The following is a 23707-nucleotide window of genomic DNA, read 5'->3' as shown; positions in this document are numbered from 1 at the left end:
GCCTGAAATCACTTACCAGGGGAGCAATTTCATGTACGACTACGACCTCCTGGTCGTAGGGTCGGCCAACGCCGACCTGGTGATCGGGGTCGAGCGCCGGCCGGGCGCCGGTGAGACCGTGCTCGGCTCCGACCTGGCCGTCCACCCGGGCGGCAAGGGAGCGAACCAGGCGGTCGCGGCCGCCCGACTCGGCGCCCGTACGGCCCTGCTGGCCCGGGTCGGCGACGACGCGTACGGCCGGCTGCTGCTGGACTCGCAGCGCTCGTCCGGGGTCGACACGGTGGGCGTTCTCGTCGGCGGCGCGCCGACGGGGATCGCGCTGATCACGGTGGACCCGTCGGGGGACAACAGCATCGTGGTCTCGCCGGGTGCCAACGGGCGGCTGACACCTCAGGACGTACGGTCCGCGGTCAGCCTCTTCCACGCCTCGCGGGTGGTCTCCGTGCAACTGGAGATCCCGCTGGAGACGGTCGTGGAGGTCGTACGGAACCTGGCGCCGGGCAGCCGTTTCGTGCTGAACCCGTCGCCGCCGCGGCCCCTGCCGACGGAGGTGCTGGCCGCCTGCGATCCGCTGATCGTCAACGAGCACGAGGCGAAGGTCATCCTCGGTGACTCCCGGGTCGGGGACGAGCCGGAGGACTGGGCGCGGATCCTGCTGGCGAAGGGGCCGCGGTCGGTGGTGGTGACGCTGGGATCGCAAGGTGCGCTGGTGGCCTCCAGGGAGGGCGTGGCCCGGGTGGCGCCGGTCAAGGTGGACGCGGTGGACACGACCGGCGCGGGCGACGCGTTCACGGCGGCGCTGGCGTACCGGCTCGGTGCCGGTGCCTCCCTGGCCGAGGCCGCGGCGTACGCGGCGCGGGTGGGAGCGGCCGCCGTCACGAAGGAGGGCGCCCAGGCGTCCTTCCCGACCGCCGCGGAGGTCGAAGCGCTGTGAAGAAGGCGGGAATCCTGAACCGTCATCTCTCCGGCGCGCTCGCCGAGCTGGGGCACGGTGACGGGGTGCTGGTCTGCGATGCCGGCATGCCGATACCGGACGGCCCCCGGGTCGTCGACCTCGCCTTCCGGGCCGGGGTGCCGTCCTTCGCCGAGGTGGTGGACGGGCTGCTGGCCGAGCTGGTCGTGGAGGGGGCCACGGCGGCGACGGAGGTACGGGACGCGAATCCGGCGGCGGCGAAGCTGTTGCGCGAGTACTTCGGCGAGGGCGGCCTGGACTTCGTCTCGCACGAGCGGCTCAAGGAGCTGTCGGCGGGTGCCCGGCTGGTCGTGAGGACGGGCGAGGCACGGCCGTACGCGAACGTACTCCTGCGCTGCGGGGTGTTCTTCTAGCCGGACAAACTTCGAGGGGGCCTGGTCCGTCGACCAGGCCCCCTCGGGTTTTCCCCTCCGTATCAGAACCCCCGCGATCCCCCCAGATCCCCTCCCCAGAAGTCCTGATGCCAAGTACGACCCGCGAGGTGCGGGGAGGGTTGCACGGTTTCTCGAGAAATTTTTACCGGGCCGCTCTACCGAGCCTCAGGCTCCGGTTCCGGCCGGTCCAGGACCACTCCCCATGTGTCGTCGTCCCCGATGCGGACGGTGAGTTCCTGGGTGCGGCGGGACTTGGTGAAGTGCAGGACCACGTCCTGGCGTACGGACCCCTCGTCGAGGAAGTCCGCGGTCACCTCGCCCTGTGCGTCGGCGCCGTAGGCCTTGATCCAGGCACGTGCCTCGGAGCCGGCGTCACCGCCCTCCGTGTTCAGGGCGGCCAAGGCGTCGGCGTCCTTGTCCGCGAGGTGCCAGACGATCCGCTGGACCGTGCCGAGGCTGCCCGTGGAGGGGTGCCCGGTGACGGCGAGGGGCTGGTGGTTGGTGTACGCGGTCTGGTACTCGGCCGGCCCCTCGTCGTCGCCGCACGCCGTCAGCAGGGCGCCGAGGGCGAGCGCCAGGGCGGGTACACGCAGATTCCGGATCATCGTCAGCTCCTCGACTTGGGGCGCAGGATGATCACGCGCTCGATGTAGTTGGACTTGTTCTTGTAGCGGGCGATGGCCGCGCTCAGGGTGGTCTTGCTGACGCCTCCGTGCTGTCTGAGCCGGAGGTCCCGGCCGGTGTTCCCCACCACCACCGCGGCGTGGTTGTACACCTTCTCCTTCTTCCACTTGAACATGACGATGTCGCCGGGCCGGGCGTTCTTCTTCGACACCGAAGGTGCCTTGCGGTACTTGGTCATGTGGCGGCGGAAGTTCTCCGCGCCCGACCAGGTGTAGCTCTTGTTCTTGATCGTTCCGAACAGGTAGTACTGCTGCCACCAGGCGCGGTCGTGCTTGCGCCCGCCGGCGCGGGTCTTCATCTTTCCGCCGTAGTAGAGGGCCTTGGACACGAAGTTGGTGCAGTCCTGGCCGTACTCCCACTCGGTGCCGATGTTCTTCGACGCCCACTTGGCGGTGCCTGATCCGGAGACCGCCGCGGCGCGCAGGGCGACCGGGGTCGTCCCGGCGGGCTCGTCGACCGGGAAGCCGTCGGCGCCGAGGTCGATCGGCTCGTCCGGCACCTCGTCGGCGTCCTGGCCCTCGGGCGGGGCCACGTCGAGGCCGGTCCACGCGGACGGCGCCTCGGTCAGGACCGTCTCGGCGGCGGGTGCGTCGGCCTCCAGGTGGAGGATCGGGGCACCGTCGTTGGTGCTGAAGGTGAACCGCTGCTCCTGCTCCCCCTCGTCCGGCTCGCTCGTGCCCTCCAGGGTCAGCAGGGCCGACTCGGCGACCGAGGCGCGCAGGAAGACGGTTCCGCCGGCGTCGACGCCGACCAGGACGTCGGAGAGCTTCGCGGTCGCCTCGCTGTAGGTGCGGCCGTGGTCGGCGAGCAGGGCGCGGGACTCCAGCAGACCCGGGGCCTGCGCGTTCAGCAGGTCCGCGAAGGACGCGCCCCGGGAGCTCGCGGCCAGCGCGGCGGCGGCCGTGGTGTGGCGGCCGGTCAGCAGGCCCGCCCTCGCGTCCAGGTACTGCTGGACGATCTCCCGGTACGCGGCGGCCCCGCCGGGGACGCTCGCGGTGGTCACCGGCCCGGAGACGGCGGCCGGGCTCGTGCCCTGAACGGTCCTGGCCTGGACGGAGACCCGGTAGGCGGTCCTGTCGGCGAGGCCGGGGACGACGGCGCGCGGGGCGGTGGTGGTCAGCCGGGCCGCCTCACCGCCGCTCTCCTTCTGTACGACGACGGTGTACTCCAGGCCGTCGCCGGCCGTCCCGTCGTCCTGCGGCGGGTTCCAGGTGGCCAGCAACCCGCCGTCGCCGGAGGTGGCGCGGACGTCCTGGGGACGGCCCGGGGCGGCCGCGGCCACGTAGTCGATCACCAGGCGCGGTCGCTGGGCGGCGTCCTTGGCGCGAGCGGAGTGGTAGGCCACGGTCTCCCGGACCCCTTCCGGCAGCCGCAGCGCCAGACCTTCGCCGCTCTCCTGCTCCAGCCAGGACTGCACGATCGGCGCGAGGTCCTGGTCGGCCGGGCGGGCGGCGTCGGCGAAGGGTGCCTCGTCGAGGAGACCCGGGAGGTCGGCGCCGTTCTGCGGGGCGGCCCAGGGCTCCAGCAACTCGACGATCTCCACGGGCCGTTCGCTGCCCTGGGCGGGCGTGAGCTCCAGCCGGGCCTTCACGATCCGGGCCCCCGAGGGCACCTTGGTGAGGTCGGGCTTGAGCCATACGGCGTGGTCGGCGTCGAGGGTGAGCCGGGCGTCCCGTACGGCGGGGGTGGCCTGGCGGATCGCCGCGGTGGCGTCGGCGAGGGTGTCACCGGTGAGGGTGAGGGTCTTGGTCTCCGGGGCCTTCTGGCCGGGTCCGTCGTGCGCGGTCAGCTCCTGCTCGTACGACCAGGCCGAGCAGCCGGCGTCGGTGCAGGCGCGCATCGCCCACAGGTAGGTCGTACCGGAGCGCAGGGCACCCGCGGGCACCTGGGCCGCGGCACGCAGACCGCTGTCCACCCACGCGTCGGGGACCCGTACGCCGGTGAGGTCCTTGCCGTGCTCGTCGCGCAGGACGAACTCGGCCCGTACGCGGCCCTGTTCGGGGCTGGTGACGACACCGGAGAGCAGCGGGGTCAGGGTGTCCGTGGCGCCCTGCTCCAGGGCCTGGGGCATGTCCGGCAGTCCGCCGGGCCTGCGGCCGGTGGTGACGGTGAAGGTGCTCCACTCCGACCAGGCGAGGTTGAAGTGGGTGCCGTCGTAGGGGCTGGTGCGGAAGCGGTAGGTCGTGCCGTCCTTCAGCAGGCCGTCGGGAAGCGTGACGGCCGCGGCGCGGCCCGACTCGACGTACGGGGAGACGAGATAGTCGCCGACGCGCTTGCCGGTGGTCGCGTCGACCACTTCGAAGGTGCCGTTGATCCTGTCGCCGTCCTTGTCGGAGAACGTGTCCCGCAGGGTCGGCGTCGTGGTGTTGACCTGCCAGGTGCCCGAGGCGTCCTTGGCGTACGGCGGTCCGGCCTGCCGGTTGTTCCCGGAGCGCGGACGGAAGTTGTACGTCACGGTGAGCTTGGGCGGGTTGGCGGTCGCGTTGGCCGAGTTGACCCGCTTCCACTGGGCGACGGCCGCGTCGTCGGCGGCGCGCAGGGCCATGGTGGACTGCGGCGCCTTGGCCGAGGCCCAGCTCTGCACGAGCGAGGTGACGTCGGCATTGATCCAGCCGTCGTCACCGCAGGCGGGGTTGCCCTTGGTCTCGGTGGAGGTGGCGTACCTGGTGTGCGTCTTCGGCCGGCTGGTCCATCGGCTGGCGGTGGTGGCCGGGTCCGCCGACCACACCTCCCAGGGCTGCGGCTTGCAGTCGGTGTTGGCCGAGTGGAAGTTCCACAGGCTCAGCTCGGCGCTGCTGACCAGGGCGTCCGCGACCGGGGCGGTGCCCCAGGTGAGGTAGGACTGCGCGGTGCGCGGGGTGCCGTCGGCGTTCTTGGTGCCGGGGTTGCCGAGGTCCAGTTCGGTGTCGGTGGACCAGTCGCGGGTCTCGCCCTGCTGGACGTAGGTGTCGAAGACGTTGCTCAGCGCCGAGGTGGACGGGTCGACCGTCACCGGATACCTGGTCAGCGGGTCGGCGAGGAAGGCGGCGTCCGGCGTCACGACGAGGTCGAAGGAGTCGTCGCCCCTCGCCACGACGTCCATGTCCACCGGGACCCGCCGGGTGTGCTCGCCGGACCGCTCGTCGACGGTGGCGTCCCACATCACGGGCGCCGGCATCACGGCACGCTCCTGGCCGGTGCGTGTGTCGGTGAACAGCACGCTGCCGTCGGCCTGTTGCTTCGCCTCGAGTCCCTCGGCGCGCAGCGGGAGGGTGTACCGGTAGTCGCCCTTCCCCGGGCGCCTCTTGATCTCGACGTACTGCTCGAAGCCGGTACGGGTCGCCTCCACGATCACGTCGGCGCCGGGTACGGCCTCGGCGTACTCGGCGCGGTTGCCGTCGAGCCGGGGCCGGGGCAGGCCGCCCTTCCACCGGAGGGTGACCTGTCGGTCGCCCTCGCCGAGGGTGGCCAGGTCGCGGGGCTCCGCGGTACGGGCCTCGGCGAGCGAGTCGGCGATGTCGCCGCCCTCGCCTGCCAGGGTGAGGCTGGCGGGGTGGGCCTTGGGTGCGACGGTGCCGTCCGCGCGGGTGGCGAGGTCGGTGTCGACGGGGACCCAGCGGCCGTCCCGCTCGAAGCGGATCGGGCCCGCGGTCAGCTCGGTCGTCAGGGAGCCGTCCCCGTGCACCCAGGTGGTCGAGGTCTCGGTGCGCTCGGACAGCGCCTCCACGCGGGCACCGGTACGCCGGGCCGCGGAGAGGGCGGACGGTACGTCAGGAGCCGTCTGCACCTTGGGGGTTGTGGTGTCCCGCACTGCGGGCGGCTCGGCGTGCACCGGGCCCGCCGGCAGGAGGACGGAGAGAAGAACCAGGCCGGTGATACCGGCCCCAGGTATGCGCATGTCTGCTTGTGGCCTTTGGTCAATTGGCGGTAATGCGACCGCAAAGACTATGAGGACCTTGTGAAGCACACATGCCGACGATGACCGTATTGCACTGATACATACGGATATTGCGCGAGTGACAATGACCATCGACGGTTTCGGAACGCCGACGGCGGTAATCCCGTCGGCGTTCCGGTCCGCAGGTCAGTCCGTGTGCTCCACGAACCGTGCCGCCGTCTCCGCCAGCACCTCGCGCCCGTCCCGGGCCCACAGCTCGTCGTTGAAGAGCTCCACCTCGATGGCGCCGGTGTAGCCGGCCGCCTCGACGTAGCCCTGCCACTCGCGCATGTCGATCGCGCCGTCGCCGATCTGGCCGCGGCCGTTGAGGACGCCCTCGGGCAGCGGAGTGGTCCAGTCGGCGAGCTGGAAGGTGTGGATACGGCCGGTGGCGCCCGCGCGGGCGATCTGCGCGGGAGCGTTGTCGTCCCACCAGATGTGGTACGTGTCGACCGTGACGCCGACCTGGTGCGCGGGGAAGCGTTCCGCGAGGTCCAGCGCCTGTGTGAGCGTGGAGACCACGCAGCGGTCGGAGGCGTACATCGGGTGGAGCGGCTCGATGGCCAGCTTCACGCCGCGTTCCTCCGCGTACGGGCCGAGAATCGACAGCGCGTCCGCGATGCGTTCCCGGGCGCCGTGCAGGTCCTTCGAGCCGGCGGGCAGACCGCCGGAGACCAGGACCAGCGTGTCCGTGCCCAGCGTCGCCGCCTCGTCGACGGCACGGCGGTTGTCGTCCAGGGCCGCGGCGCGCTCCCCCGCGTCGATGGCCGTGAAGAAGCCGCCGCGGCACAGCGTGGTGACGGTCAGACCCGCGTCGCGGACCAGCTTGGCCGTCGCCTCCAGGCCGTACGTCTGGACGGGCTCCCGCCACAGACCGACGTTGACGATGCCCAACCGGCCGCAGGCGTCGGCCAGTTCCGGCATCGACAGCTGCTTGACCGTCATCTGGTTGATGGAGAAGCGGGAGAGGTCGCCGGTCACTGGTTCACTCCGTACAGGGACAGCAGGTTCTTCATCCGTTCCTCCGCCAGCTTCGGGTCCGGGAACAGGCCCAGTCCGTCGGCGAGTTCGTAGGCGCGGGCGAAGTGCGGCAGCGAGCGGGCCGACTGGAGGCCGCCGACCATGGTGAAGTGGCTCTGGTGGCCCGCGAGCCAGGCCAGGAACACCACGCCCGTCTTGTAGAAGCGGGTCGGCGTCTGGAAGAGGTGGCGGGACAACTCGACGGTGGGGTCGAGCAGTTCACGGAAGCCCGCCGTGTCGCCGGTGTCCAGGACGCGCACCGCCTCGGCCGCCAGCGGGCCCAGCGGGTCGAAGATGCCGAGCAGGGCGTGGCTGAAGCCCTGCTCGTCGCCCGCGATCAGCTCGGGGTAGTTGAAGTCGTCGCCGGTGTAGCAGCGGACGCCCTGCGGCAGGCGCCGGCGGATGTCGATCTCGCGCTGGGCGTCCAGCAGCGAGACCTTGATGCCGTCGACCTTGTCCGGGTGGGCCGCGATGACCTCCAGGAAGGTGTCGGTGGCCGCGTCCAGGTCGGACGAGCCCCAGTAGCCCTCCAGCGCCGGGTCGAACATCGGGCCCAGCCAGTGCAGGACGACCGGCTCGGAGGCCTGGCGGAGCAGATGGCCGTAGACCTCGAGGTAGTCCTCGGGACTCCGGGCCGCGGCGGCGAGGGCGCGGGAGGCCATCAGGATCGACTGCGCGCCGGACTCCTCGACGAGGGCGAGCTGCTCCTCGTAGGCCGCGCGGACCTCGGCCAGGGAACCGGCCGCGATCTGGTCGGTGCCGACTCCGCACGCGATCCGGCCGCCGACCGCCTTGGCCTCGGCGGCACTGCGGCGGATCAGCTCCGCCGCGCCCGCCCAGTCCAGGCCCATTCCGCGCTGGGCGGTGTCCATCGCCTCGGCGACGCCGAGCCCGTGGGACCACAGATGGCGGCGGAAGGCGAGGGTGGCGTCCCAGTCGACCGCGGCGGGCGAGTCGGGGGTGGTGTCGGCGAAGGGGTCGGCGACGACATGGGCCGCCGAGAACACCGTACGAGAGGTGAGGGGGGAACCGGTGGTGAGGGCGAGCGGCTCCTGGCGGGGCTCGTACGCCCTCAGGTTCCCACTGGTGTCGGGGAGTTGGATGGTCACAGCGCGATCTCCGGGACATCGAGACGACGGCCCTCGGCCGAGGACTTCAGACCCAGCTCGGCGAGCTGGACGCCGCGGGCACCGGCGAGGAGGTCCCAGTGGTAGGGGGCGTCGGCGTAGACGTGCCGGAGGAACAGCTCCCACTGGGCCTTGAAGCCGTTGTCGAACTCGGCGTTGTCCGGGACCTCCTGCCACTGGTCGCGGAAGACCTCGGTGGCGGGGATGTCCGGGTTCCAGACCGGCTTCGGGGTGGCCGAGCGGTGCTGGGCGCGGCAGTTGCGCAGACCGGCGACGGCCGAGCCCTCGGTGCCGTCCACCTGGAACTCGACGAGCTCGTCGCGGTTGACGCGGACGGTCCAGGAGGAGTTGATCTGGGCGATCGCGCCGCCGTCGAGCTCGAAGATGCCGTAGGCGGCGTCGTCGGCCGTCGCGTCGTACGGCTTGTCGTTCTCGTCCCAGCGCTGCGGGATGTGGGTGGCGGTGAGGGCCTGGACGGACTTCACCCGGCCGAACAGCTCGTGCAGGACGTACTCCCAGTGCGGGAACATGTCGACAACGATGCCACCGCCGTCCTCGGCCCGGTAGTTCCACGAGGGGCGCTGGGCGGTCTGCCAGTCGCCCTCGAAGACCCAGTAGCCGAACTCGCCGCGGATCGAGAGGATCCGGCCGAAGAAGCCGCCGTCGATGAGGCGCTTCAGCTTCAGCAGGCCCGGGAGGAAGAGCTTGTCCTGGACGACGCCGTGCTTGATGCCGGCGGCGTTGGCGAGCCTGGCCAGCTCCAGGGCGCCGTCCAGGCCGGTGGCGGTCGGCTTCTCGGTGTAGATGTGCTTGCCCGCCGCGATCGCCTTCTTGAGCGCCTCCTCGCGGGCCGAGGTCACCTGGGCGTCGAAGTAGATGTCCACGCTCTCGTCGGCGAGGACCTCGTCCACGTCCGTGGCCCAGTGCTCCAGGCCGTGCCGTTCGGCCATCGCCTTCAGCGCGTGCTCGCGGCGGCCGACCAGGATCGGCTCCGGCCACAGCACGGTGCCGTCGCCGAGGTCGAGGCCGCCCTGCTCGCGGAGCGCGAGGATGGAGCGGACCAGGTGCTGGCGGTAGCCCATGCGCCCGGTCACACCGTTCATGGCGATACGCACCGTCTTGCGTGTCACGTCGATCCTTTCGTAGGCGTCGTGCGCAGCATTCCCTGCGCATTCCGTACGCGGTTGTGCGCGCCGCGTACGCCTCCACTGATGAGCGTCACAGCAAGCGCTTTCTATCTGATGAGAAGCTAGCCTCTGAGCAGCGGTTCGGACAAGACCGTGACCGCTTCGAGTTGTTCGAGGGGACGAACAACGGGGTGTCGGGGCCTTAGGGTCTGCTCGGAACCATGACTGACTGTGCGGCGTCTGTGCAGCCGCACAGTCCTGCGTGGCTGACTGTGCGGGGACGGGCGCGGAGCCCGAGTACGACGAGGTACGACGATGCGCGACCGGAGGACGACGAGATGACGGTGACCCTGGCGGACGTGGCGGCGCGCGCGCAGGTCTCGCCCGCGACGGTGTCGCGCGTGCTGAACGGGAACTATCCCGTGGCCGCAACCACCCGTGAGCGGGTGCTGCGGGCCGTGGACGAACTGGACTACGTACTGAACGGACCGGCGAGTGCGCTGGCCGCGGCGACGTCCGACCTGGTCGGGATCCTCGTCAACGACATCGCGGACCCCTTCTTCGGGATCATGGCGAGCGCGATCCAGTCCGAGATCGGCGGTCCGGGCGGACGCGCGGGCGGCGAACGGCTGGCGGTGACCTGCAACACCGGGGGTTCTCCCGAGCGTGAACTGACCTACCTGACCCTGCTGCAGAGACAGCGGGCGGCGGCCGTGGTGCTGACGGGCGGTGCGGTGGAGGACGCGCCGCACGCGGCGGCGGTCGCGGCGAAGCTGCGCAGGCTGGAGGATGCCGGGACGCGGGTGGTGCTGTGCGGGCGGCCGCCGGCGCCGGAGACCGGGGCGATCGCGCTGACCTTCGACAACCGTGGGGGCGGGCGGGAGCTGACGGAGCATCTGCTCGGGCTCGGGCATCGGCGGCTCGGGTACATCGCGGGGCCGGAGGAGCGGACGACCACCCGGGACCGGCTGGAGGGGCATCGGGTCGCGCTCGCGGACGCGGGGATCGCGGAGGATCCGCGGTGGACCGTGCACGGGCGGTACGACCGGCGGTCGGGGTACGAGGCGACGCTGGAGCTGTTGCGGCGGGATCCGTCTCTTACGGCGGTGGTGGCGGCGAACGACTCCGTCGCGCTGGGGGCGTGTGCTGCGCTGCGGGACTCCGGGCTGCGGATTCCGGATGACGTGTCCGTCGCCGGGTTCGATGATCTGCCGTTCAGTATTGATGCGGTGCCTGCGTTGACGACGGTGCGGTTGCCGTTGGCGGAGGCGGGGGCTCGGGCGGGGCGGATCGCCATGGGGCGGGAGGAGGGGCCGCCCGGGGGGATCGCTGTGATCCGGGGGGAGTTGATGGTGCGGGGGTCTACCGGAGGGCCGCGGGGCTGAGGTCCTTTGGGGGTACGACGTTGGAGGCTACGGCGTTGGGGGTGTCCTCGGCTGTTTTTCGCCCCCGCTGCCCCTACCCGTCCCATCCTCCAGGGGCTGCCGCCCCTTCGACCCCGCCCCCAGGGGGCTCCGCCCCCTGGACCCCCATCGGCCCTGAAGGGGCCTCGTCCTCAAACGCCGGACGGGCTGAGATATCTGGACCGGCGTCGAGAGGCGCAGCCACCTGCCTGCGGGCGGGTTGACATATCTGGACCGGGACGGTGCGTCCTTGTCCGCCGGCTCCCGGCCTACCCTCAACCCGTTTCGGCGCCCTGCGGTATGACTTGGGGGTGGACGACGATCAGCGGGTTCTCGACTTGTTGGATGCTCTGGACCGTTTGCCGGGACCGGCGCACCTCGAGTTTCCCGAGGGGTACGACCATGAGCGGGCCGAGTTCATGAGGAGCGTGCTGCTTGAGCGGCTGAGCCGGGAGTTCGGTCAGCCGTGCAGTGGGGTGTCGCGGCAGGATGCCAGTGCGTACTTCGGCGTCCACGTTCCCTCCGCTGCGACCGAGGCCGGTGTGGCCCTCAATATCGATCTCAGCAACTTCGGGGACCTGGCCCTCGTCACCGCCGCCGACGGCGTGACGGAGTGTGCGCTCACCGAGGCCGAGCGGCGGATCATCGAGTCGGCGCTGTCCGACCTGGGGTATGTGCGGGTTCCCCATCGGCTGTTGCTGCGGCCGTACGACGGGGTGAGTGACCTGGCCGACTGGTATCCCGAGGTCGACTGGGACGGAAGCCCGAACGATCCGGTCACATGGGAGACCCGGTTCTTCTCCTACCTGTGAGGGGTGAGGCATCCCGTGTCCGTGTACGCGTCCCTCCGCCGCACCACACCCTGCCCCGAATGCCGCGCTCCCGCCGACTGGGTCGGAGTGCAGGCTCTCGTCGGTGACTCCTTGCGGTGGGATGTCGAAGTGACCTGCCGCGCCTGCCGGTTCGCCGTCGCCGACTGCGGGGGTGAGCTGTCGGAGGACGTACGGGAACAGTCGCTCGCCGAGCACGGGGCCGCCGTACTGCGGCTGCGGGCGCCCGCGCACCGGGTCGCCGTGCTGCGCGTACTGCGTGCCGCGCTACGGCTCGAACTCGGTGCCGCCAAGGATGTGTTGGAGCAGGTCTGGGGCGGGACGTACACGGGGACACCGCCCGAGATGGAGCTTCTCGCGCGCCGGCTGCGGGAGGCCGGGGTCGATGCGGTTGCCTCCGTGGGCGCGTAGGGACGGCGAGGGTCACGCGGCCAGGCGCGGCACCGGACGGCGGGTCGCCAGCCATACCCCGGCGCCCTCGGCGATCGGGACCTGGTGCGGGGTGCGGAAGCCGAGCGGGCGCAGTGGGTCCATGTGGCGGGGCGAGAGGGTGACCGCGACCGCGTCGGCGGCCTCCTCGTCGACGGTGTGCAGGCCCGGTGACAGCAGGTCGGACACCACTCCGCGGTCCCAGGCCTCCGAGTCGTCCGGTGTGCAGACGGTGACCACGGTCCAGTGCGGTGCGTCGGGCTTGGCCCGCTTCAGTGCGGTCGGCAGGGCCGGCTCCTGCGGCAGCGGGGCGGTGAGCTCGCGGGCGAAGAGGCCGCTGAAGCGGGTGTGGGGGGACTCGGTGCCGGGCGGCAGCCACACCGCGGCCGCGAGAAGGGTGCCGTCCGCACGCTCGGCCACCCAGACCTGGCCTTCCTCGAGCGCGTAGTGGGCCAGCATCAGCCGCATGGCGCGCTGTGCCTGGTCCCGGTCCACGCCGGAGTCTCCGGGCACCGCGAACAGGCGCACCACGGCGGGTACGTCCACCAGTCCCGCCCTGCGTACGGCGGTCCGAGGGGGCATCTGCAGGATCGTCATCTTCGGGTTCTGCCTCTCACATGGCCCGGCTCGCGCCGGTCAGTCCGACGGAGACGGGGAGGGGGTGCGGGGGTTCGGTGCGTACCGGCGGGGCGGGGACGGGGAGCGTCGGCCGCGCCCGGCCGGAGTTCTGTTCGAGGTGCGGGCTGCCGAGCAGGACCGGGCGGGGCGGGCCTGTCCGGTCGACTTCCTGCCCGGCGGCCTCGGACCCACCGACCAGGACGGGACCAGCCCGCCCCACCCGGCCGACGTCCCGACCGGCGGCCTCAGACGCACCGACCAGGACGGGGCCCACCGGACCCAACCGGCCGACTCCCTGCCCGGCCACAGACCGGCCAACCAGGACAGGACCAGCCCGCCCCACCCGGCCCACGTCCCGACCGGCGGCCTCAGACCCCCAGATCGAGACGGGACCAGCCGGCCCCACCCGGCCGACTTCCTGCCCTGCGGCCCCAGGCCCGCCGACCAGGGCGAGGCGTGCCGGCCGCACGCGACCCATGTCCTGCCCGGCCAGGGACCGACCGAGCAAGGCGAAGCGGGCCGGCCGCACCCGGTAGGTGCCCTGCCCTGCCTCGGGCCTGTCGGCCGGGGCGGGGCGTGTCGGGGTTACCCGCTCGGGGTTCGGGGTGGGCTCCGGGTGGCTGAGCAGGGTCACGCCGTGGATGGCGGCCGCGGCGGCGGTGAGGGCGAGGAGGGTGCCTGTGGTGCCGTAGCGGAAGCCCTCGCCGAGGAGGGTGATGCCGATGGCGGCCGCGGTGACGGGGTTGACGAGGGTGAGGAGGGCGAGGGGGCCGCCGAGGCCGTGGCGGTAGGCCTTCTGGGAGAGCAGCAGGCCGCCCACCGCGAAGGCGACCGTCAGGAGCGCCACCAGCGCCGTGCTCCAGGAGAGCGTCGGGCCGACCGCGAGCTTCTGCGCCAGCGTGGAGCCGACCCCGGAGGCGATGCCGGACGCGGCGGCGATCGCGAGGCCGCCGCGGGCCGAGAGCACCGTGACGGCCGCGGCGGCGACGAGTGCCACCAGCAGGACCCCGGTGGTGTTCAGGGTGTCGCCGCGCCCCGAGGCCGTGACGGCCAGCAGGGTCGTCAGTCCCAGGAGAGTGAACGCCATGCCGCTCCACTGCGTGCCCGAGGTCCGGCGGCCCGAGACCAGCGAGCCCAGCGGTACCGCCAGCACGAGGCTCAGCGCGCCGAGCGGCTGCACCAGGGTCAGCGGTCCGTAGCGCAGGGCGACCACGTGCAGCAGCGCACCGGAGGCGTTGAGGAGTACGGACCCCCACCACGCGCCTCGGGCCAGCGCCCCGCGCACGCTCGTGGTGTCGGCGGCGGTCCGCTCCTGGACGACCGCGGCCGCCGCGTAGCAGATCGCCGAGACCAGGGAGAGGGCCACGGCCAGGAACACCGGAGAACCTGTCATCGCGGTCCACCTCCCCATCTGTCGATGTCGATACGAAACGGTTTCGTACCGACAGACTACGAGGGGGGTTAACGAAACGCAAGCGTTTCTCTAGCTGGGTCGGATTTCCGACACGAACCTCATCGCATCGCGACGAATCCGAACAGCTCCGGCACCCCGCCCGGCCCGATCTCGACGGTCCTCTCCAGCCGCAGCCCCGCCGACACCACGGCGTTCAGAAGATCGGCCAGCGGGATGTGCCAGGCCCCCACCCGGGCCCGTACACCGGCGGGGTTCCAGGAGTCGAGGGTGCGGGCGCGGTCGGCGTACCGCTCGTCCAGCACCACCCGCCCCCGCTCCCGCCAGTCGGCGAACGCGCCGACGAAGCAGGGGTGGACGCCCAGGTGCACGAACCGTCCGCCGGGCGCCAGCACCCGGGCGATCTCCCGCAGGACGGCCGCGTAGTCGGGGACGTCCGTGCTCGCCAGCACACACATCGCGGCCGGCACCGAGGCGTCGGCCAGCGGCAGTGCCGTCGCGTCGGCGACCGCGACCGGCAGCCGGCCGGCCGCGTGGCGGAGCTGACCGCCGGAGAGGTCGACCCCGAACGGGGTCCGGCCGAGTTCCGCCGCCACGGACGCATGGGCGCCGGTCCCGCAGCAGACGTCCAGACAGATCCCCTCGCCGGGGCCCAGCAGATCCCTCAGCGCCGCGTGCACCCGGGCGAAGTACTCGCCGCCCGAGGTCGGCGACATGTAGTGGTTGTACCAGTCCGCGTGGGCGTCGTACGCCGGTGTGGTCGTCGTCATGCCCTAGAGACTGGGAACAACTCCCCTGCCACAAACGCCCGTTCGCTCATGGCGTCAACCGCGAGCCCGGGTCGACCGCGGGCTTCGCCGAGAATCTCCCGGGGGCGCACCGATGAGTTCCGCACCCCGCCCCGGTCTCCCTTGCCGTAACCGACCACGCACGCAACAGGAGCGACTCCCATGCCGATCGTCATCACCTCCTTCATCAGCATCGACGGTGTCGTCCAGGCCCCCGGCGGCCCCGAGGAGGACACCGACGGCGGCTTCGCGCACGGTGGCTGGACGCACGACTACTTCGACCCGGACGTCGTCGGCGGCGCCTTCGACTCGGCGATGCGGACGGCGGACGCGCTGCTGTTCGGGCGGCGTACCTGGCAGGCGATGGCGGGGGCGTGGCCGGAGCGGGCCGGGGACCCCTTCGCGGACCGGATGAACTCCATCAAGAAGTACGTCGTGACCGACACCCTCGCCGACTCCGACCTGACCTGGGACAACACCACCAGCGTCCCCGGCACCGAGGCCGTCGCCCACCTCCGCAAGCTGAGCGAGAGCGAGGGCGGCAACCTGCTGGTCATGGGCAGCCCCTCGCTCGCCCGCACCCTGCTGCACGAGGGTCTCGTCGACGAGCTGCGGCTCATCGTGATGCCGGTGCTCCTCGGCGGCGGCAAGTCGGTCTTCCCGACCGAGGGAGCCAAGCACGCCTTCGAACTGGTCTCGACGGCCACCGCGCCGACGGGGGCGCAGGTCAGCGTGTACCGGAAGGCGACCGCCGAGTAGGTTCCCCGGGGCCCGCCGCCCTCCGACAGCTAGGATCAGCCCCGCAGTTCCAGCTGTCGGAGCCTTCTGCTGAGAGGGGCGGGAGTTGAGCGGGCTGACCGCGCTGCTGCTGCGCAGAGAGGGCATCCTCTCCGTGCTGGCACGCCTGTACCCGGACGAGGTGTCGGCCCGTCCCCTGCTGGAGCCGCTCGGCGCGGACCTGGCCCGGCTGCCCGTCCCCCGGAGCGGCGGAACCCGGCTGACCTGGTGGTACGACATCTGCCGTGCCGTCGAGGACGGAGCCTTCACGTTCCAGCTCGACGCGCTCCTGGCGGCCGTACTGGAGGACTATCCGGGGCAGCCCGCGCTGCGCCGCTTCCTCGCCGCACAGGAGACGTCCGCCGCACAGGAAGAATCCGTCGCATTCGCGATCCCCGGCGTCACCTTCGACGACATCGCGGGCTACGAGCCCGTGAAGGCCCTTCTGCGGCGGGCTCTGGGCCTGCTCAGCGGCGCCGATCCGCTGCCCGCCTCGATGGCGGCGGTCCGGCAGGAGCTGCTGCCTCGCGGATTCCTCCTGCACGGGCCGGGCGGCACCGGTAAAGCGCTGTTCGCCAGGGCCGTCGCGCATGAGATCGGCGCCACCGTCCATGCGCTCTCCGCCGGTGAGGTGCTGGACAAGTACGTCGGGGAGAGCGAGCGGAGGATGCGCGAGGCCTTCGCCGTCGCACGCGCCAACGCCCCGGCCGTCATCGTCTTCGACGAGTTCGACTCCATCGCCGGACGACATCCGGACCCCCGTTCCGTGGGGCTGAACAACGGCGTCGTGGCCCAGATCCTCCACGAACTGAGCGACTGGCACCCCGGCGGGCCCGTGCTCTTCGTCGGCATCACCAACCGGATCGACGTCATCAGCACGTCCCTGCTGCGCCCCGGCCGCCTCCACCCCGTCCACGTGGCACTGCCCACCCATGCGGACCGCCGACAGATCCTGCGCCACTTCGCACGACGTTACGAGGTGGATCTCGACGAGTCCCTGATCGACCTCATGGGGGCCGCGACGGAAGGCTGCAGCGGCGACGACGTGCGCGCGGTGATGCGGGAGGCGTGTCTGGACCGGCTGTCCGGTACCGAGATCACCCCCACGCACCTGGGAATCCTGGTCGGCCGGCACCTGACCCGGCGGCGGGAGCTGCACCGGTAGGCAGCCCAGCCGGACACTGGACGCACGCCGCCGTCCGTCCTACGCTCGACCCGACGGTATCTCTGACTGAGTCAACAATCTACTTCAGCCATCCAGGGGTCGACGATCATGACCGTCCAGGACATCCGCGCCTTCAACCGCTTCTACACCAACGTCATCGGCGCCCTCGACTACAGCCGTCAGCTGTACGCCCCGTACACCCTCACCGAGTCCCGCGTCCTGTACGAGCTCGCGCATTCCCCGCGTACGGACGCGGCGGACCTGCGGGGTGAACTCTCCCTGGACGCGGGCTACCTGAGCCGCATCCTCAACAAGTTCGAGCAGGACGGGCTGATCGAACGCACCCCGTCGCGCCGCGACCCGCGCCGTCGCAACGTCACCCTCACGGCACGAGGACGGGAGACCGCCGCCCTGCTCGCCGAGCGCGCGGACGAATCGGTGGGCGCGCTGCTCGCCACGGTTCCGTCCGCCGAGCGCCCCCGGCTCGCCGAGGCCATGCGGACCGTCCGCGAGCTCCTCTCCGACGGCCGGCCGCCCCGCCGCGAGGACGTCCTGCTGCGCGATCCGGGCCCGGGCGACCTGGGCTGGATCGTGCAGCGCAACGCCGCCCTCTACACCGCGGAGCACGGCTTCAACGCCGACTACGAGGGGCTGGTGGCCCGGATCGTCGCCGACTTCGCGGAGGACCACGACCCGCACCTGGAGCGGGTGTGGATCGCGGAGCTCGACGGCCGGCCGGTGGGGTGCGTGATGGTCGTACGGGACGAGGCCCCGGCGACGGCCCGCCTGCGGCTGCTCCTGGTGGAACCGGACGCTCGCGGCCTCGGCATCGGCGACCGGCTGGTCTCGGCCGTCGTCGGCTTCGCGCGCGGCGTCGGCTACCGCGACCTGGTCTTGTGGACCAACGACATCCTCGCCTCCGCCCGCCGCGTCTACCAGCGCCACGGCTTCGTCCTCGTCGCCGAGAAACCGCACCGCTCCTTCGGCAAGGACCTGGTCGGCCAGGACTGGCGCCTGGATCTGCACGCCACCCAGGAGTGACGCGTAGAGTCCGGAGCATGAAGCTGGCGTTCTCCACTCTCGGCGTCCCCGGTCTCCCCGTCCCCGAGGTGCTCCGCCTCGCGCACACGCACGGCTATCACGGCGTAGAGCTGCGCGCGCACCCGGAGGAGCCGGTGCATCCCGGCATCGACGCCGCCCAACGGGCCGACGTGGCGGCCGAGTTCAAGGCCGCCGGGGTGGAGGTCCTCGGTCTCGCCGGGTATGCGCGCGTGGCCGCGCCGGGCGACGACGAGCCGGTGCTGGCGGAGATCCGCGCCCTCCTGGACCTCGCCCGCGACCTGGGCGCCCCGTACATCCGCGTCTTCCCCGGCGCGAGCCCCGAGCAGTCGGCCGCCGAGGCCGACGCGACGGCGGCACGCCGCCTGGGCACGGCGGCGGAGTACGCGGCGGACGCTGGCGTACGCATCCTCCTGGAGACCCACGACTCGCACCGCACCGGAGCCGACGCGATCCGCATCCTCGGCCCGGTCGGCCACCGCAACGTCGGCTCGCTGTGGGACGTCATGCACACCTGGCTGGGCGGCGAGCAGCCCTCGGAGACCTACGCCGCGCTCTCCCCGTTCCTCGGATACGTCCAGGTCAAGGACATCGCCTCGCCCGACGACACCACTCCGCTCGCGCTCGGCGCGGGCGTACTGCCGCTCGCCGACTGCGTCGAGGTCCTCTCCCGCCACGGCTGGGACGGCTGGCTGTGCTGGGAGTACGAGAAGCGCTGGTACGAGGCGGCCGCACCGCTTCCCGAGCTGCTGGGCGCGGGCCGCGAGCACCTGGCCCGGCTCCTGAACGAGAGCGCGTAGGTAATTCGGTGGCTCAGGGGCCGGGGGCCGGTTAGCGTCCCGGGGTGCATCAGCCCGCCCCGCTCCCGGTCCCCCTCTCATGAGCCTGTCCGACGTGTTCCTCGACGTCCGGCCCCTGCGTACCTCCCCCGTCTTCCGGCGGCTGCTGTTCGGGCGCACGGTGTCCACGCTCGGCACCTTCATGACCATGGTCACCGTCATGTACCAGGTCTGGGACATGACGCACAGCGCGTTCTGGAGCGGCGCCGTCGGCATCGCGCAGGCCGTGCCGATGGTCGCCGTCAGTCTGTTCGCGGGTGCCTGGGCCGACCGCGTCGACCGCCGCCGTATGTATCTCACCGGCACCGTCGGCTCGGCGGTCTGCTCCCTGCTGCTGACCGTGCAGGGCTTCGCCGGCCACGCGCCGGTGCCCGTGGTCCTCGTACTGGTGGCGGCCCAGACGTCCTTCGCCGCGCTCGGCGCCCCCGCGGCGGGGGTCTTCGTCCCCCGGCTGCTGCCCAAGGAGCAGGTGGCCGCCGGTCTCGCCCTCCAGCAGGTCACCGGCCAGGCGATGATGCTGGTCGGCCCCGCCGTCGCCGGTGTCGTCCTCGGCTGGTGGGGCATCGGCGTCTGCTATCTGCTGGACACCCTCAGCTTCGCCCTGTCCTTCTACGGCGCCTACGGCCTGCCCGCGCTGCCACCCGAGGGTGACAGGTCCCGGCCCGGCGTCCACGGCGTCCTGGACGGTCTGCGCTTTCTGACCGGCCACCGCGCGGTGCGCGGCGCGCTGCTGACGGACCTCGCGGCCTGTCTCCTGGCGATGCCCACGTCGTTGTTCCCCCTGGTCAACGAGGAACGCTTCGGCGGCGACCCCCGCACCCTCGGCCTGTTCCTGTCGGCGCTGGCGGTGGGCGGGGTCACCGCGACGGCCTTCTCCGGCCCGGTGACCCGGCTGGCCCGCCCCGGCCCGGTGATGCTGTGCGCGTCCGCGGGGTGGGGCGCGGCCCTCTTCCTCTTCGGCCTGACGACGAGCGCCTGGGTGGGCCTGGGGCTGCTGGCCCTGGCCGGCGCGGCGGACGCCCTCGCCGTTCTCTCCCGTACGACCATCGTCCAGACCCTCACCCCCGACGCCCTCCTCGGCCGTGTCACCGCCGCCGAGACGATCGTCGGCCAGGCGGGCCCCCACCTCGGCAATCTGCGCGGCGGCCTGGTCGCGGGCTGGTCCTCGGGCGCGACGGCGCTGATCTCCGGTGGGCTGATGTGTCTGGCGGCGGTGACGGCGGTGGGCGTCACGACGCCGGAACTGCGGCGGACGGGCGCGGCCGGTACGGCTACCGCTCCGGCCGGACCGTGAACTCCGCTGCCGGGTCCAGGCACCACTCCAGTACGGAGGGCCAGGAGCCGTAACCGGCGTCCAGGTCGAGGTGGCCCGCGCCGGGGAGGAGGGTGGAGGGGATGCCGAGAGGGTCGCCGTAGACGGCCCGCGCGCCCCCCTCGCAGTACGGGTCGTCGTCGCCGGCGACGAGGACGGTCGGGCCGGGGAGGCTGAGGTCCAGCGAGGGCGGGGCGAACCCGGCGACCTCGGGGTACCGCGCGAGGACGGAGGGGGAGGGCGGGCCGACGAGCAGAACACGGTCCACGTCACCGGGCCCGACCATCCCGCGGGAGACGGCGTGCAGCCACAGCAGGACGGAGGCGCTGTGGGCGACGACGACGTCCGGTGCGTCCTGCGCACGATGGCGGGCGAGTTCACCGAGCCACACCTCCAGGTCCGGGTCGTCCGGGTCGGGCAGCTGCGGATACGTCACCTGGTGGCCGAGCTCGCCGAGACGGTCGGCGAGCCAGTGCTGCCAGTGGTCCTTGGGCCGGTGGTTCTGCCAGCCGTGGAGGATGAGGTAGGCGGTCATGGCCTCGATGGTTTCCGAACCCGCCCCAGGGGTCCAGTTAACCTTTCTCGATGGAACAGGTAAGCGAGACCTTCACAGTCGACCTGCGCCGGCTGACCGTCCTGCGCGAACTCCAGCGCCGGGGCAGTCTGGCGAGAACGGCGGAGGCCCTGCACCTGACCCCGTCGGCGGTCTCGCAGCAGCTCTCGGCACTGGCCCGCGAGATCGGCGCACCACTGACGGAACGGGACGGCCGAGGCGTACGGCTCACCGGACAGGCCCGCGTGCTGCTGGCCCACGCCGACGAGATCGCCGCCCAACTGGAGCGGGCCCGGGCCGACCTGGCGGCGTACGGGAGCGGCGGCCGGGGCTCGGTGACCATCGGCTGCTTCTCCAGCGGCATCCTGGGCCTGCTGCCGGGAGTGCTCCGAGAACTGGCCGAACACCTCCCCCACGTCCGCGTCGACGTCGTGGAGGCGGAACCGCCGGACCTGTTCACGGCCCTGGACGCCGGCCAGGTGGACGTGGCCGTGGCGGTGGACTTCGCGGCGACACCGCCCCACACGGACCGCCGCTACAGCCGGTCCGACCTGCTGACGGACGTGATGGACATCGTGGTCCCGGCGGATCACCGGCTGGCGGGACGCGGGCGGATCCCGCTGCGGGAGCTGGCCGGCGAGACCTGGATCGCGGGGGACGCCCGCAGCTGTGTGGGCGCGATCGCCCGCGCCGTCTGCGCGACGTCCGGCTTCACCCCGGACATCCGGCACGCCGTGAACGACTGGGGCGCGCTGGCGGCCCTGGTGGAGGCGGGAGCGGGCGTGGCCCTGATCCCCCGCCTGGTCCACCCCCTCTACGCGAACCGGGCACTGGCGGTACTGACCCCGGAGGGCGCCCCTCCCTCGCGGAACATCTTCGCGGCGGTCCGCACGGGCGCGGACACGGACCCGGTCCTGGAGACGGTCAGGCGGCACCTGGTCCGGGAGGCACGACGACTGGCGGACGTGTCCCAGACCTAGCCGAAAAACCGCAGGTGGCCGGAGCCCGCCGTAGAGCAGATCGGCCCATCACCCCACCCCGGGGCCGAACCTTGCCACCCGCTGCTCCAGACGCTTCCGCCGCTCCGGCCATTCGTCCGCCGTGATCGAGAAGATCGCCGAGTCCCGCAGCCGGTTGTCCTCACCCGGGGCCCAGGAGCGGGACCAGTTGCGCAGGACGCCCTCGAAGTGGGCGCCGACGCTTTCGATCGCCGCTCGGGAGCGGGCGTTGCGGGCGTCCGTCTTCAGGTCCACCCTCGAGACGTTCCACACCTCGAAGGCGTGGCGGAGAAGGAGGAGCTTGGCCTCGGCGTTGACGCCGGTGCCCTGGGCGGAGCGGGCCAGCCAGGTGAAGCCGATCTCGATGGCGTCCAGGGTGTCGTCCGAGAGCCAGCTGCGGGGCTCCCAGTAGGACGTCGCGCCCACCACTCGCCCCGTCGCCCTGGAGATCTGGGCGTACGGCGCCAGCCTGCCGGTCGCGGCCCGGGCGAGTTGCGCGTCGACGTAGTCCGCCACTTCGTCGGCCCTGGGCACCCAGGTGAACTCGTACGTTCCCCGGTCCTCCTCCGCCGCCACCGCCAACTCGGTCACATGCGTGTGCGAGAGCGGCTCCAGGCGCACCAACTCACCCTCCAGCACCGGACCTTCAAGCTTGAACGCCATTCCCCGGCCGACCCCTCAACTCCGCGAACGCCTCATGGAAACCGGGGAAAGTCTTGCGTACGCACCCCGGGTCGTCGAACGAAATACCCGGCACGCGCAACCCCGTGACCGCGAAGGACATGACGATGCGGTGGTCGCCGTACGAGGCGATCTCCGCGCCCTCACCGCGCGCACCCGGCTGGATCTCGATCCAGTCCGGACCCGTCGCCACGTCCACCCCGAGCCTTCGCAGGTTCTGCGCGCACGCCTCCAGACGGTCGCACTCCTTGACCCGGGTGTTCGCCACGTCCTCGATACGGACCGGGCCGTCCGCGAAGGGCGCGATCGCCGCCAGCGTCGGCATCGTGTCCGAGATGTCCCGCATATTGACGGTCAGGCCGCGCAGCACGCCCGTCCCCCGCACGGTCGTGCCCGACGCGCCGACCGACACCTGCGCGCCCATCCGCCGCAGTACGTCGACGAAGCCCAGGTCGCCCTGGAGCGCGCCGGTCCCCAGCCCCGGGACCGTCACCTCGGCACCGGGGGTCACCGCCGCCGCGGCGAAGAAGTAGCTGGCCGTGGAGGCGTCCGGTTCGATCGCGTACGTCGTCGCGCGGTAGCCGCCCGGCGGGACCACGAAGACGTCCCCCTCCCGGTCCACCCGCACCCCGAAGGCCCGCATCATCGCGATCGTGATCTCCACGTACGGCACCGAGACCAGGTCCGTCACCCGGATCCGCAGACCTTTGCGGGTCAGCGGGCCCAGAAGCAGCAGCGCGGTCAGGTACTGCGAGGACTGCCCCGCGTCCAGCACCACCTCGCCGCCCTCGACCCCGGCCGCCCGCACCGTCAGCGGGTGGTGCCCCTCGGCCTGCTCGTGCCGCAGGTCCACGCCCAGGTCGCGCAGGGCTCGGGTCAGGGGCAGCAGTGGCCTGCGCCGCATCTGCTCCGAGGCGTCGAAGCGGTACGTCCCGTGCCCCGCCGCCGCCAGGGTCGGCAGGAAGCGTGCCGTCGTCGCACCGTCCCGGCAGTACACGTCCGCCTCCGCCACCGCGGGGCCCTGCGGACGCCCGTCGACCTGCCAGACATCCGGCGTCCGCCCCACCCGGTACCCGAGCCGCGTCAGCCCCTCCGCGAAGCCCTCCGTGTCATCCGACCTCAGGGGCCGCACGAGCGTGGTGACTCCGTCGGCCGCCGCCGCCAGAAAGAGCGCGCGGGCGGTGATGGACTTGGACCCGGGAACGTCAACAACGGACATACCCACATGATCGACCGCCACCCCCCTCCAACGCCGACCCGTCCACGGAATGGACCCCGCGAGCCCCCAGACAGCCCGCACCCACCCCGCCGCACCGCCCCAGTCGGGACACCACCCACGCATGCGCACCGCCCCCAGGCGGAACGCACCCCCACCACCGCGCCATCCCCGGACGGGACACCCCCCACGCATGCGCACCGCCCTCTAACGGAACGCACCCCCAACCACCACACCGCCCCCAGGCAGGACGGGCCCGCCCGCGCACTGCCCCCAGGCGGGGCACCACCCACACTCGCGCACCGCCCCCAGACGGGACGCCACCCACACTCGCGCGCCGCCCCCAGACGGGACGCACCCGTATCGACGCGCCGCCCTCAGACGGGACGGGCCCCGCGCTTGCGCAA

Annotated in this window: 22 protein-coding genes and 1 pseudogene; 11 read left to right on the top strand and 12 right to left on the bottom strand. The window is 72.1% G+C overall.

Translation table 11 applies throughout. The features are described 5' to 3' along the window. Positions 1-31: 31 nt before the first annotated feature. Positions 32-934 (top strand): ribokinase, encoded by a 903-nt coding sequence (locus ACIOHP_RS24010; RefSeq protein WP_361539153.1) that lies wholly within the window; start codon positions 32-34, stop codon positions 932-934. Next, the gene (gene rbsD / locus ACIOHP_RS24005) at positions 931-1326 is read left to right on the top strand and encodes a D-ribose pyranase (RefSeq protein WP_361539156.1); all 396 of its coding nucleotides are present in this window, start codon (positions 931-933) and stop codon (positions 1324-1326) included. Before ACIOHP_RS24010 ends, rbsD begins: the two co-directional genes overlap by 4 nt. A 176-nt stretch (positions 1327-1502) precedes the next feature. Here the strand turns inward: rbsD and ACIOHP_RS24000 are convergent, their stop codons facing one another. The 6 genes and pseudogenes from ACIOHP_RS24000 to ACIOHP_RS23975 form a co-directional block, all read right to left on the bottom strand. After that, the gene (locus ACIOHP_RS24000) at positions 1503-1952 is read right to left on the bottom strand and encodes a hypothetical protein (RefSeq protein WP_401890596.1); all 450 of its coding nucleotides are present in this window, start codon (positions 1950-1952) and stop codon (positions 1503-1505) included. A gap of 2 nt (positions 1953-1954) precedes the next feature. Beyond that, positions 1955-3871, bottom strand: coding sequence for an amidase domain-containing protein (locus ACIOHP_RS23995; protein ID WP_401890836.1), 1917 nt, complete (start codon positions 3869-3871; stop codon positions 1955-1957). Between the two features lie 258 nt (positions 3872-4129). Further along, positions 4130-5908, bottom strand: a pseudogene (locus ACIOHP_RS23990) (DNRLRE domain-containing protein); the annotation flags it as partial. A 186-nt stretch (positions 5909-6094) separates the two neighbouring features. Further along, on the bottom strand, positions 6095-6892 hold the full coding sequence (locus ACIOHP_RS23985) for a sugar phosphate isomerase/epimerase family protein (RefSeq protein ID WP_401890834.1): 798 nt from the start codon (positions 6890-6892) through the stop codon (positions 6095-6097). A gap of 32 nt (positions 6893-6924) precedes the next feature. After that, positions 6925-8076 (bottom strand): dihydrodipicolinate synthase family protein, encoded by a 1152-nt coding sequence (locus ACIOHP_RS23980; protein WP_361539162.1) that lies wholly within the window; start codon positions 8074-8076, stop codon positions 6925-6927. Next, positions 8073-9224, bottom strand: a complete 1152-nt coding sequence (locus ACIOHP_RS23975; protein WP_401890593.1) for a Gfo/Idh/MocA family protein — start codon at positions 9222-9224, stop codon at positions 8073-8075. The genes ACIOHP_RS23980 and ACIOHP_RS23975 overlap by 4 nt, the downstream gene beginning before the upstream one ends. Positions 9225-9559: 335 nt before the next feature. On the opposite strand from ACIOHP_RS23975, the gene ACIOHP_RS23970 reads away from it, so the two are divergent. The 3 genes from ACIOHP_RS23970 (at position 9560) to ACIOHP_RS23960 (ending at position 11865) form a co-directional block, all read left to right on the top strand. Continuing rightward, on the top strand, positions 9560-10606 hold the full coding sequence (locus ACIOHP_RS23970) for a LacI family DNA-binding transcriptional regulator (protein WP_401890590.1): 1047 nt from the start codon (positions 9560-9562) through the stop codon (positions 10604-10606). A gap of 329 nt (positions 10607-10935) precedes the next feature. Continuing rightward, the gene (locus ACIOHP_RS23965; protein WP_401890587.1) at positions 10936-11436 is read left to right on the top strand and encodes a hypothetical protein; all 501 of its coding nucleotides are present in this window, start codon (positions 10936-10938) and stop codon (positions 11434-11436) included. A 15-nt stretch (positions 11437-11451) separates the two neighbouring features. Then, positions 11452-11865 (top strand): hypothetical protein, encoded by a 414-nt coding sequence (locus tag ACIOHP_RS23960; protein ID WP_401890585.1) that lies wholly within the window; start codon positions 11452-11454, stop codon positions 11863-11865. A gap of 12 nt (positions 11866-11877) precedes the next feature. Here the strand turns inward: ACIOHP_RS23960 and ACIOHP_RS23955 are convergent, their stop codons facing one another. The 3 genes from ACIOHP_RS23955 to ACIOHP_RS23945 all read right to left on the bottom strand — a co-directional run bounded on the left by ACIOHP_RS23955 (position 11878) and on the right by ACIOHP_RS23945 (position 14682). Further along, positions 11878-12465: a hypothetical protein gene (locus ACIOHP_RS23955; protein ID WP_401890582.1), complete on the bottom strand. Its 588-nt coding sequence runs from the start codon at positions 12463-12465 to the stop codon at positions 11878-11880. A 31-nt stretch (positions 12466-12496) separates the two neighbouring features. Then, a complete protein-coding gene (locus ACIOHP_RS23950; RefSeq protein WP_401890580.1) occupies positions 12497-13894 on the bottom strand; it encodes a hypothetical protein in 1398 nt (465 codons plus the stop codon). Positions 13895-14013: 119 nt separating this feature from the next. After that, positions 14014-14682: a methyltransferase domain-containing protein gene (locus tag ACIOHP_RS23945; protein ID WP_361539183.1), complete on the bottom strand. Its 669-nt coding sequence runs from the start codon at positions 14680-14682 to the stop codon at positions 14014-14016. A gap of 180 nt (positions 14683-14862) precedes the next feature. Between ACIOHP_RS23945 and ACIOHP_RS23940 the strand changes: the two genes are divergently transcribed. The 5 genes from ACIOHP_RS23940 to ACIOHP_RS23920 all read left to right on the top strand — a co-directional run bounded on the left by ACIOHP_RS23940 (position 14863) and on the right by ACIOHP_RS23920 (position 19834). Next, positions 14863-15459, top strand: coding sequence for a dihydrofolate reductase family protein (locus ACIOHP_RS23940; RefSeq protein WP_361539186.1), 597 nt, complete (start codon positions 14863-14865; stop codon positions 15457-15459). An 85-nt stretch (positions 15460-15544) separates the two neighbouring features. After that, complete coding sequence (locus ACIOHP_RS23935) at positions 15545-16642, top strand: AAA family ATPase (RefSeq protein ID WP_401890577.1); 1098 nt, start codon at positions 15545-15547, stop codon at positions 16640-16642. 108 nt (positions 16643-16750) lie between these two features. Further along, the gene (locus ACIOHP_RS23930; protein ID WP_401890574.1) at positions 16751-17683 is read left to right on the top strand and encodes a GNAT family N-acetyltransferase; all 933 of its coding nucleotides are present in this window, start codon (positions 16751-16753) and stop codon (positions 17681-17683) included. 17 nt (positions 17684-17700) lie between these two features. Continuing rightward, positions 17701-18501 carry a sugar phosphate isomerase/epimerase family protein gene (locus tag ACIOHP_RS23925; RefSeq protein WP_401890572.1) on the top strand — a complete coding sequence of 267 codons (801 nt, stop codon included), beginning with the start codon at positions 17701-17703 and terminating at the stop codon, positions 18499-18501. A 79-nt stretch (positions 18502-18580) separates the two neighbouring features. Continuing rightward, the gene (locus tag ACIOHP_RS23920) at positions 18581-19834 is read left to right on the top strand and encodes an MFS transporter (protein WP_361539198.1); all 1254 of its coding nucleotides are present in this window, start codon (positions 18581-18583) and stop codon (positions 19832-19834) included. Here ACIOHP_RS23920 and ACIOHP_RS23915 read toward each other — a convergent pair. Continuing rightward, positions 19812-20387, bottom strand: a complete 576-nt coding sequence (locus tag ACIOHP_RS23915; RefSeq protein WP_401890569.1) for an alpha/beta hydrolase — start codon at positions 20385-20387, stop codon at positions 19812-19814. The two genes, ACIOHP_RS23920 and ACIOHP_RS23915, sit on opposite strands and share 23 nt — an antisense overlap. Before the next feature lie 50 nt (positions 20388-20437). On the opposite strand from ACIOHP_RS23915, the gene ACIOHP_RS23910 reads away from it, so the two are divergent. Then, a complete protein-coding gene (locus tag ACIOHP_RS23910; RefSeq protein ID WP_361539204.1) occupies positions 20438-21385 on the top strand; it encodes a LysR family transcriptional regulator in 948 nt (315 codons plus the stop codon). Positions 21386-21433: 48 nt separating this feature from the next. On the opposite strand, the gene ACIOHP_RS23905 is transcribed toward ACIOHP_RS23910, so the two are convergent. Then, positions 21434-22066 (bottom strand): GNAT family N-acetyltransferase, encoded by a 633-nt coding sequence (locus ACIOHP_RS23905; RefSeq protein WP_401890565.1) that lies wholly within the window; start codon positions 22064-22066, stop codon positions 21434-21436. Beyond that, the gene (aroA, locus tag ACIOHP_RS23900; protein ID WP_401890563.1) at positions 22050-23303 is read right to left on the bottom strand and encodes a 3-phosphoshikimate 1-carboxyvinyltransferase; all 1254 of its coding nucleotides are present in this window, start codon (positions 23301-23303) and stop codon (positions 22050-22052) included. The genes ACIOHP_RS23905 and aroA overlap by 17 nt, the downstream gene beginning before the upstream one ends. Positions 23304-23707 lie beyond the last annotated feature (404 nt).

The sequence above is a fragment of the Streptomyces sp. NPDC087859 genome, from assembly GCF_044742595.1.
Taxonomy (GTDB): domain Bacteria; phylum Actinomycetota; class Actinomycetes; order Streptomycetales; family Streptomycetaceae; genus Streptomyces; species Streptomyces canus_F.
The sequence above is the reverse complement of the archived record's forward strand: the minus strand, read 5'-3'. Positions and strand labels throughout refer to the sequence as shown.

Bases quoted from the DNA above. Each gene is read 5' to 3' on its own strand.
- ACIOHP_RS24010 (WP_361539153.1), top strand. From the start codon at position 32: ATGTACGACTACGACCTCCTGGTCGTAGGGTCGGCCAACGCCGACCTG.
- ACIOHP_RS24000 (WP_401890596.1), bottom strand. From the start codon at position 1,952: ATGATCCGGAATCTGCGTGTACCCGCCCTGGCGCTCGCCCTCGGCGCC.
- ACIOHP_RS23995 (WP_401890836.1), bottom strand. From the start codon at position 3,871: ATGCGCGCCTGCACCGACGCCGGCTGCTCGGCCTGGTCGTACGAGCAG.
- ACIOHP_RS23985 (WP_401890834.1), bottom strand. From the start codon at position 6,892: ATGACGGTCAAGCAGCTGTCGATGCCGGAACTGGCCGACGCCTGCGGC.
- ACIOHP_RS23970 (WP_401890590.1), top strand. From the start codon at position 9,560: ATGACGGTGACCCTGGCGGACGTGGCGGCGCGCGCGCAGGTCTCGCCC.
- ACIOHP_RS23955 (WP_401890582.1), bottom strand. From the start codon at position 12,465: ATGCCCCCTCGGACCGCCGTACGCAGGGCGGGACTGGTGGACGTACCC.
- ACIOHP_RS23950 (WP_401890580.1), bottom strand. From the start codon at position 13,894: ATGACAGGTTCTCCGGTGTTCCTGGCCGTGGCCCTCTCCCTGGTCTCG.
- ACIOHP_RS23945 (WP_361539183.1), bottom strand. From the start codon at position 14,682: ATGACGACGACCACACCGGCGTACGACGCCCACGCGGACTGGTACAAC.
- ACIOHP_RS23940 (WP_361539186.1), top strand. From the start codon at position 14,863: ATGCCGATCGTCATCACCTCCTTCATCAGCATCGACGGTGTCGTCCAG.
- ACIOHP_RS23930 (WP_401890574.1), top strand. From the start codon at position 16,751: ATGACCGTCCAGGACATCCGCGCCTTCAACCGCTTCTACACCAACGTC.
- ACIOHP_RS23925 (WP_401890572.1), top strand. From the start codon at position 17,701: ATGAAGCTGGCGTTCTCCACTCTCGGCGTCCCCGGTCTCCCCGTCCCC.
- ACIOHP_RS23920 (WP_361539198.1), top strand. From the start codon at position 18,581: ATGAGCCTGTCCGACGTGTTCCTCGACGTCCGGCCCCTGCGTACCTCC.
- ACIOHP_RS23915 (WP_401890569.1), bottom strand. From the start codon at position 20,387: ATGACCGCCTACCTCATCCTCCACGGCTGGCAGAACCACCGGCCCAAG.
- ACIOHP_RS23910 (WP_361539204.1), top strand. From the start codon at position 20,438: ATGGAACAGGTAAGCGAGACCTTCACAGTCGACCTGCGCCGGCTGACC.
- ACIOHP_RS23905 (WP_401890565.1), bottom strand. From the start codon at position 22,066: ATGGCGTTCAAGCTTGAAGGTCCGGTGCTGGAGGGTGAGTTGGTGCGC.
- aroA (WP_401890563.1), bottom strand. From the start codon at position 23,303: ATGTCCGTTGTTGACGTTCCCGGGTCCAAGTCCATCACCGCCCGCGCG.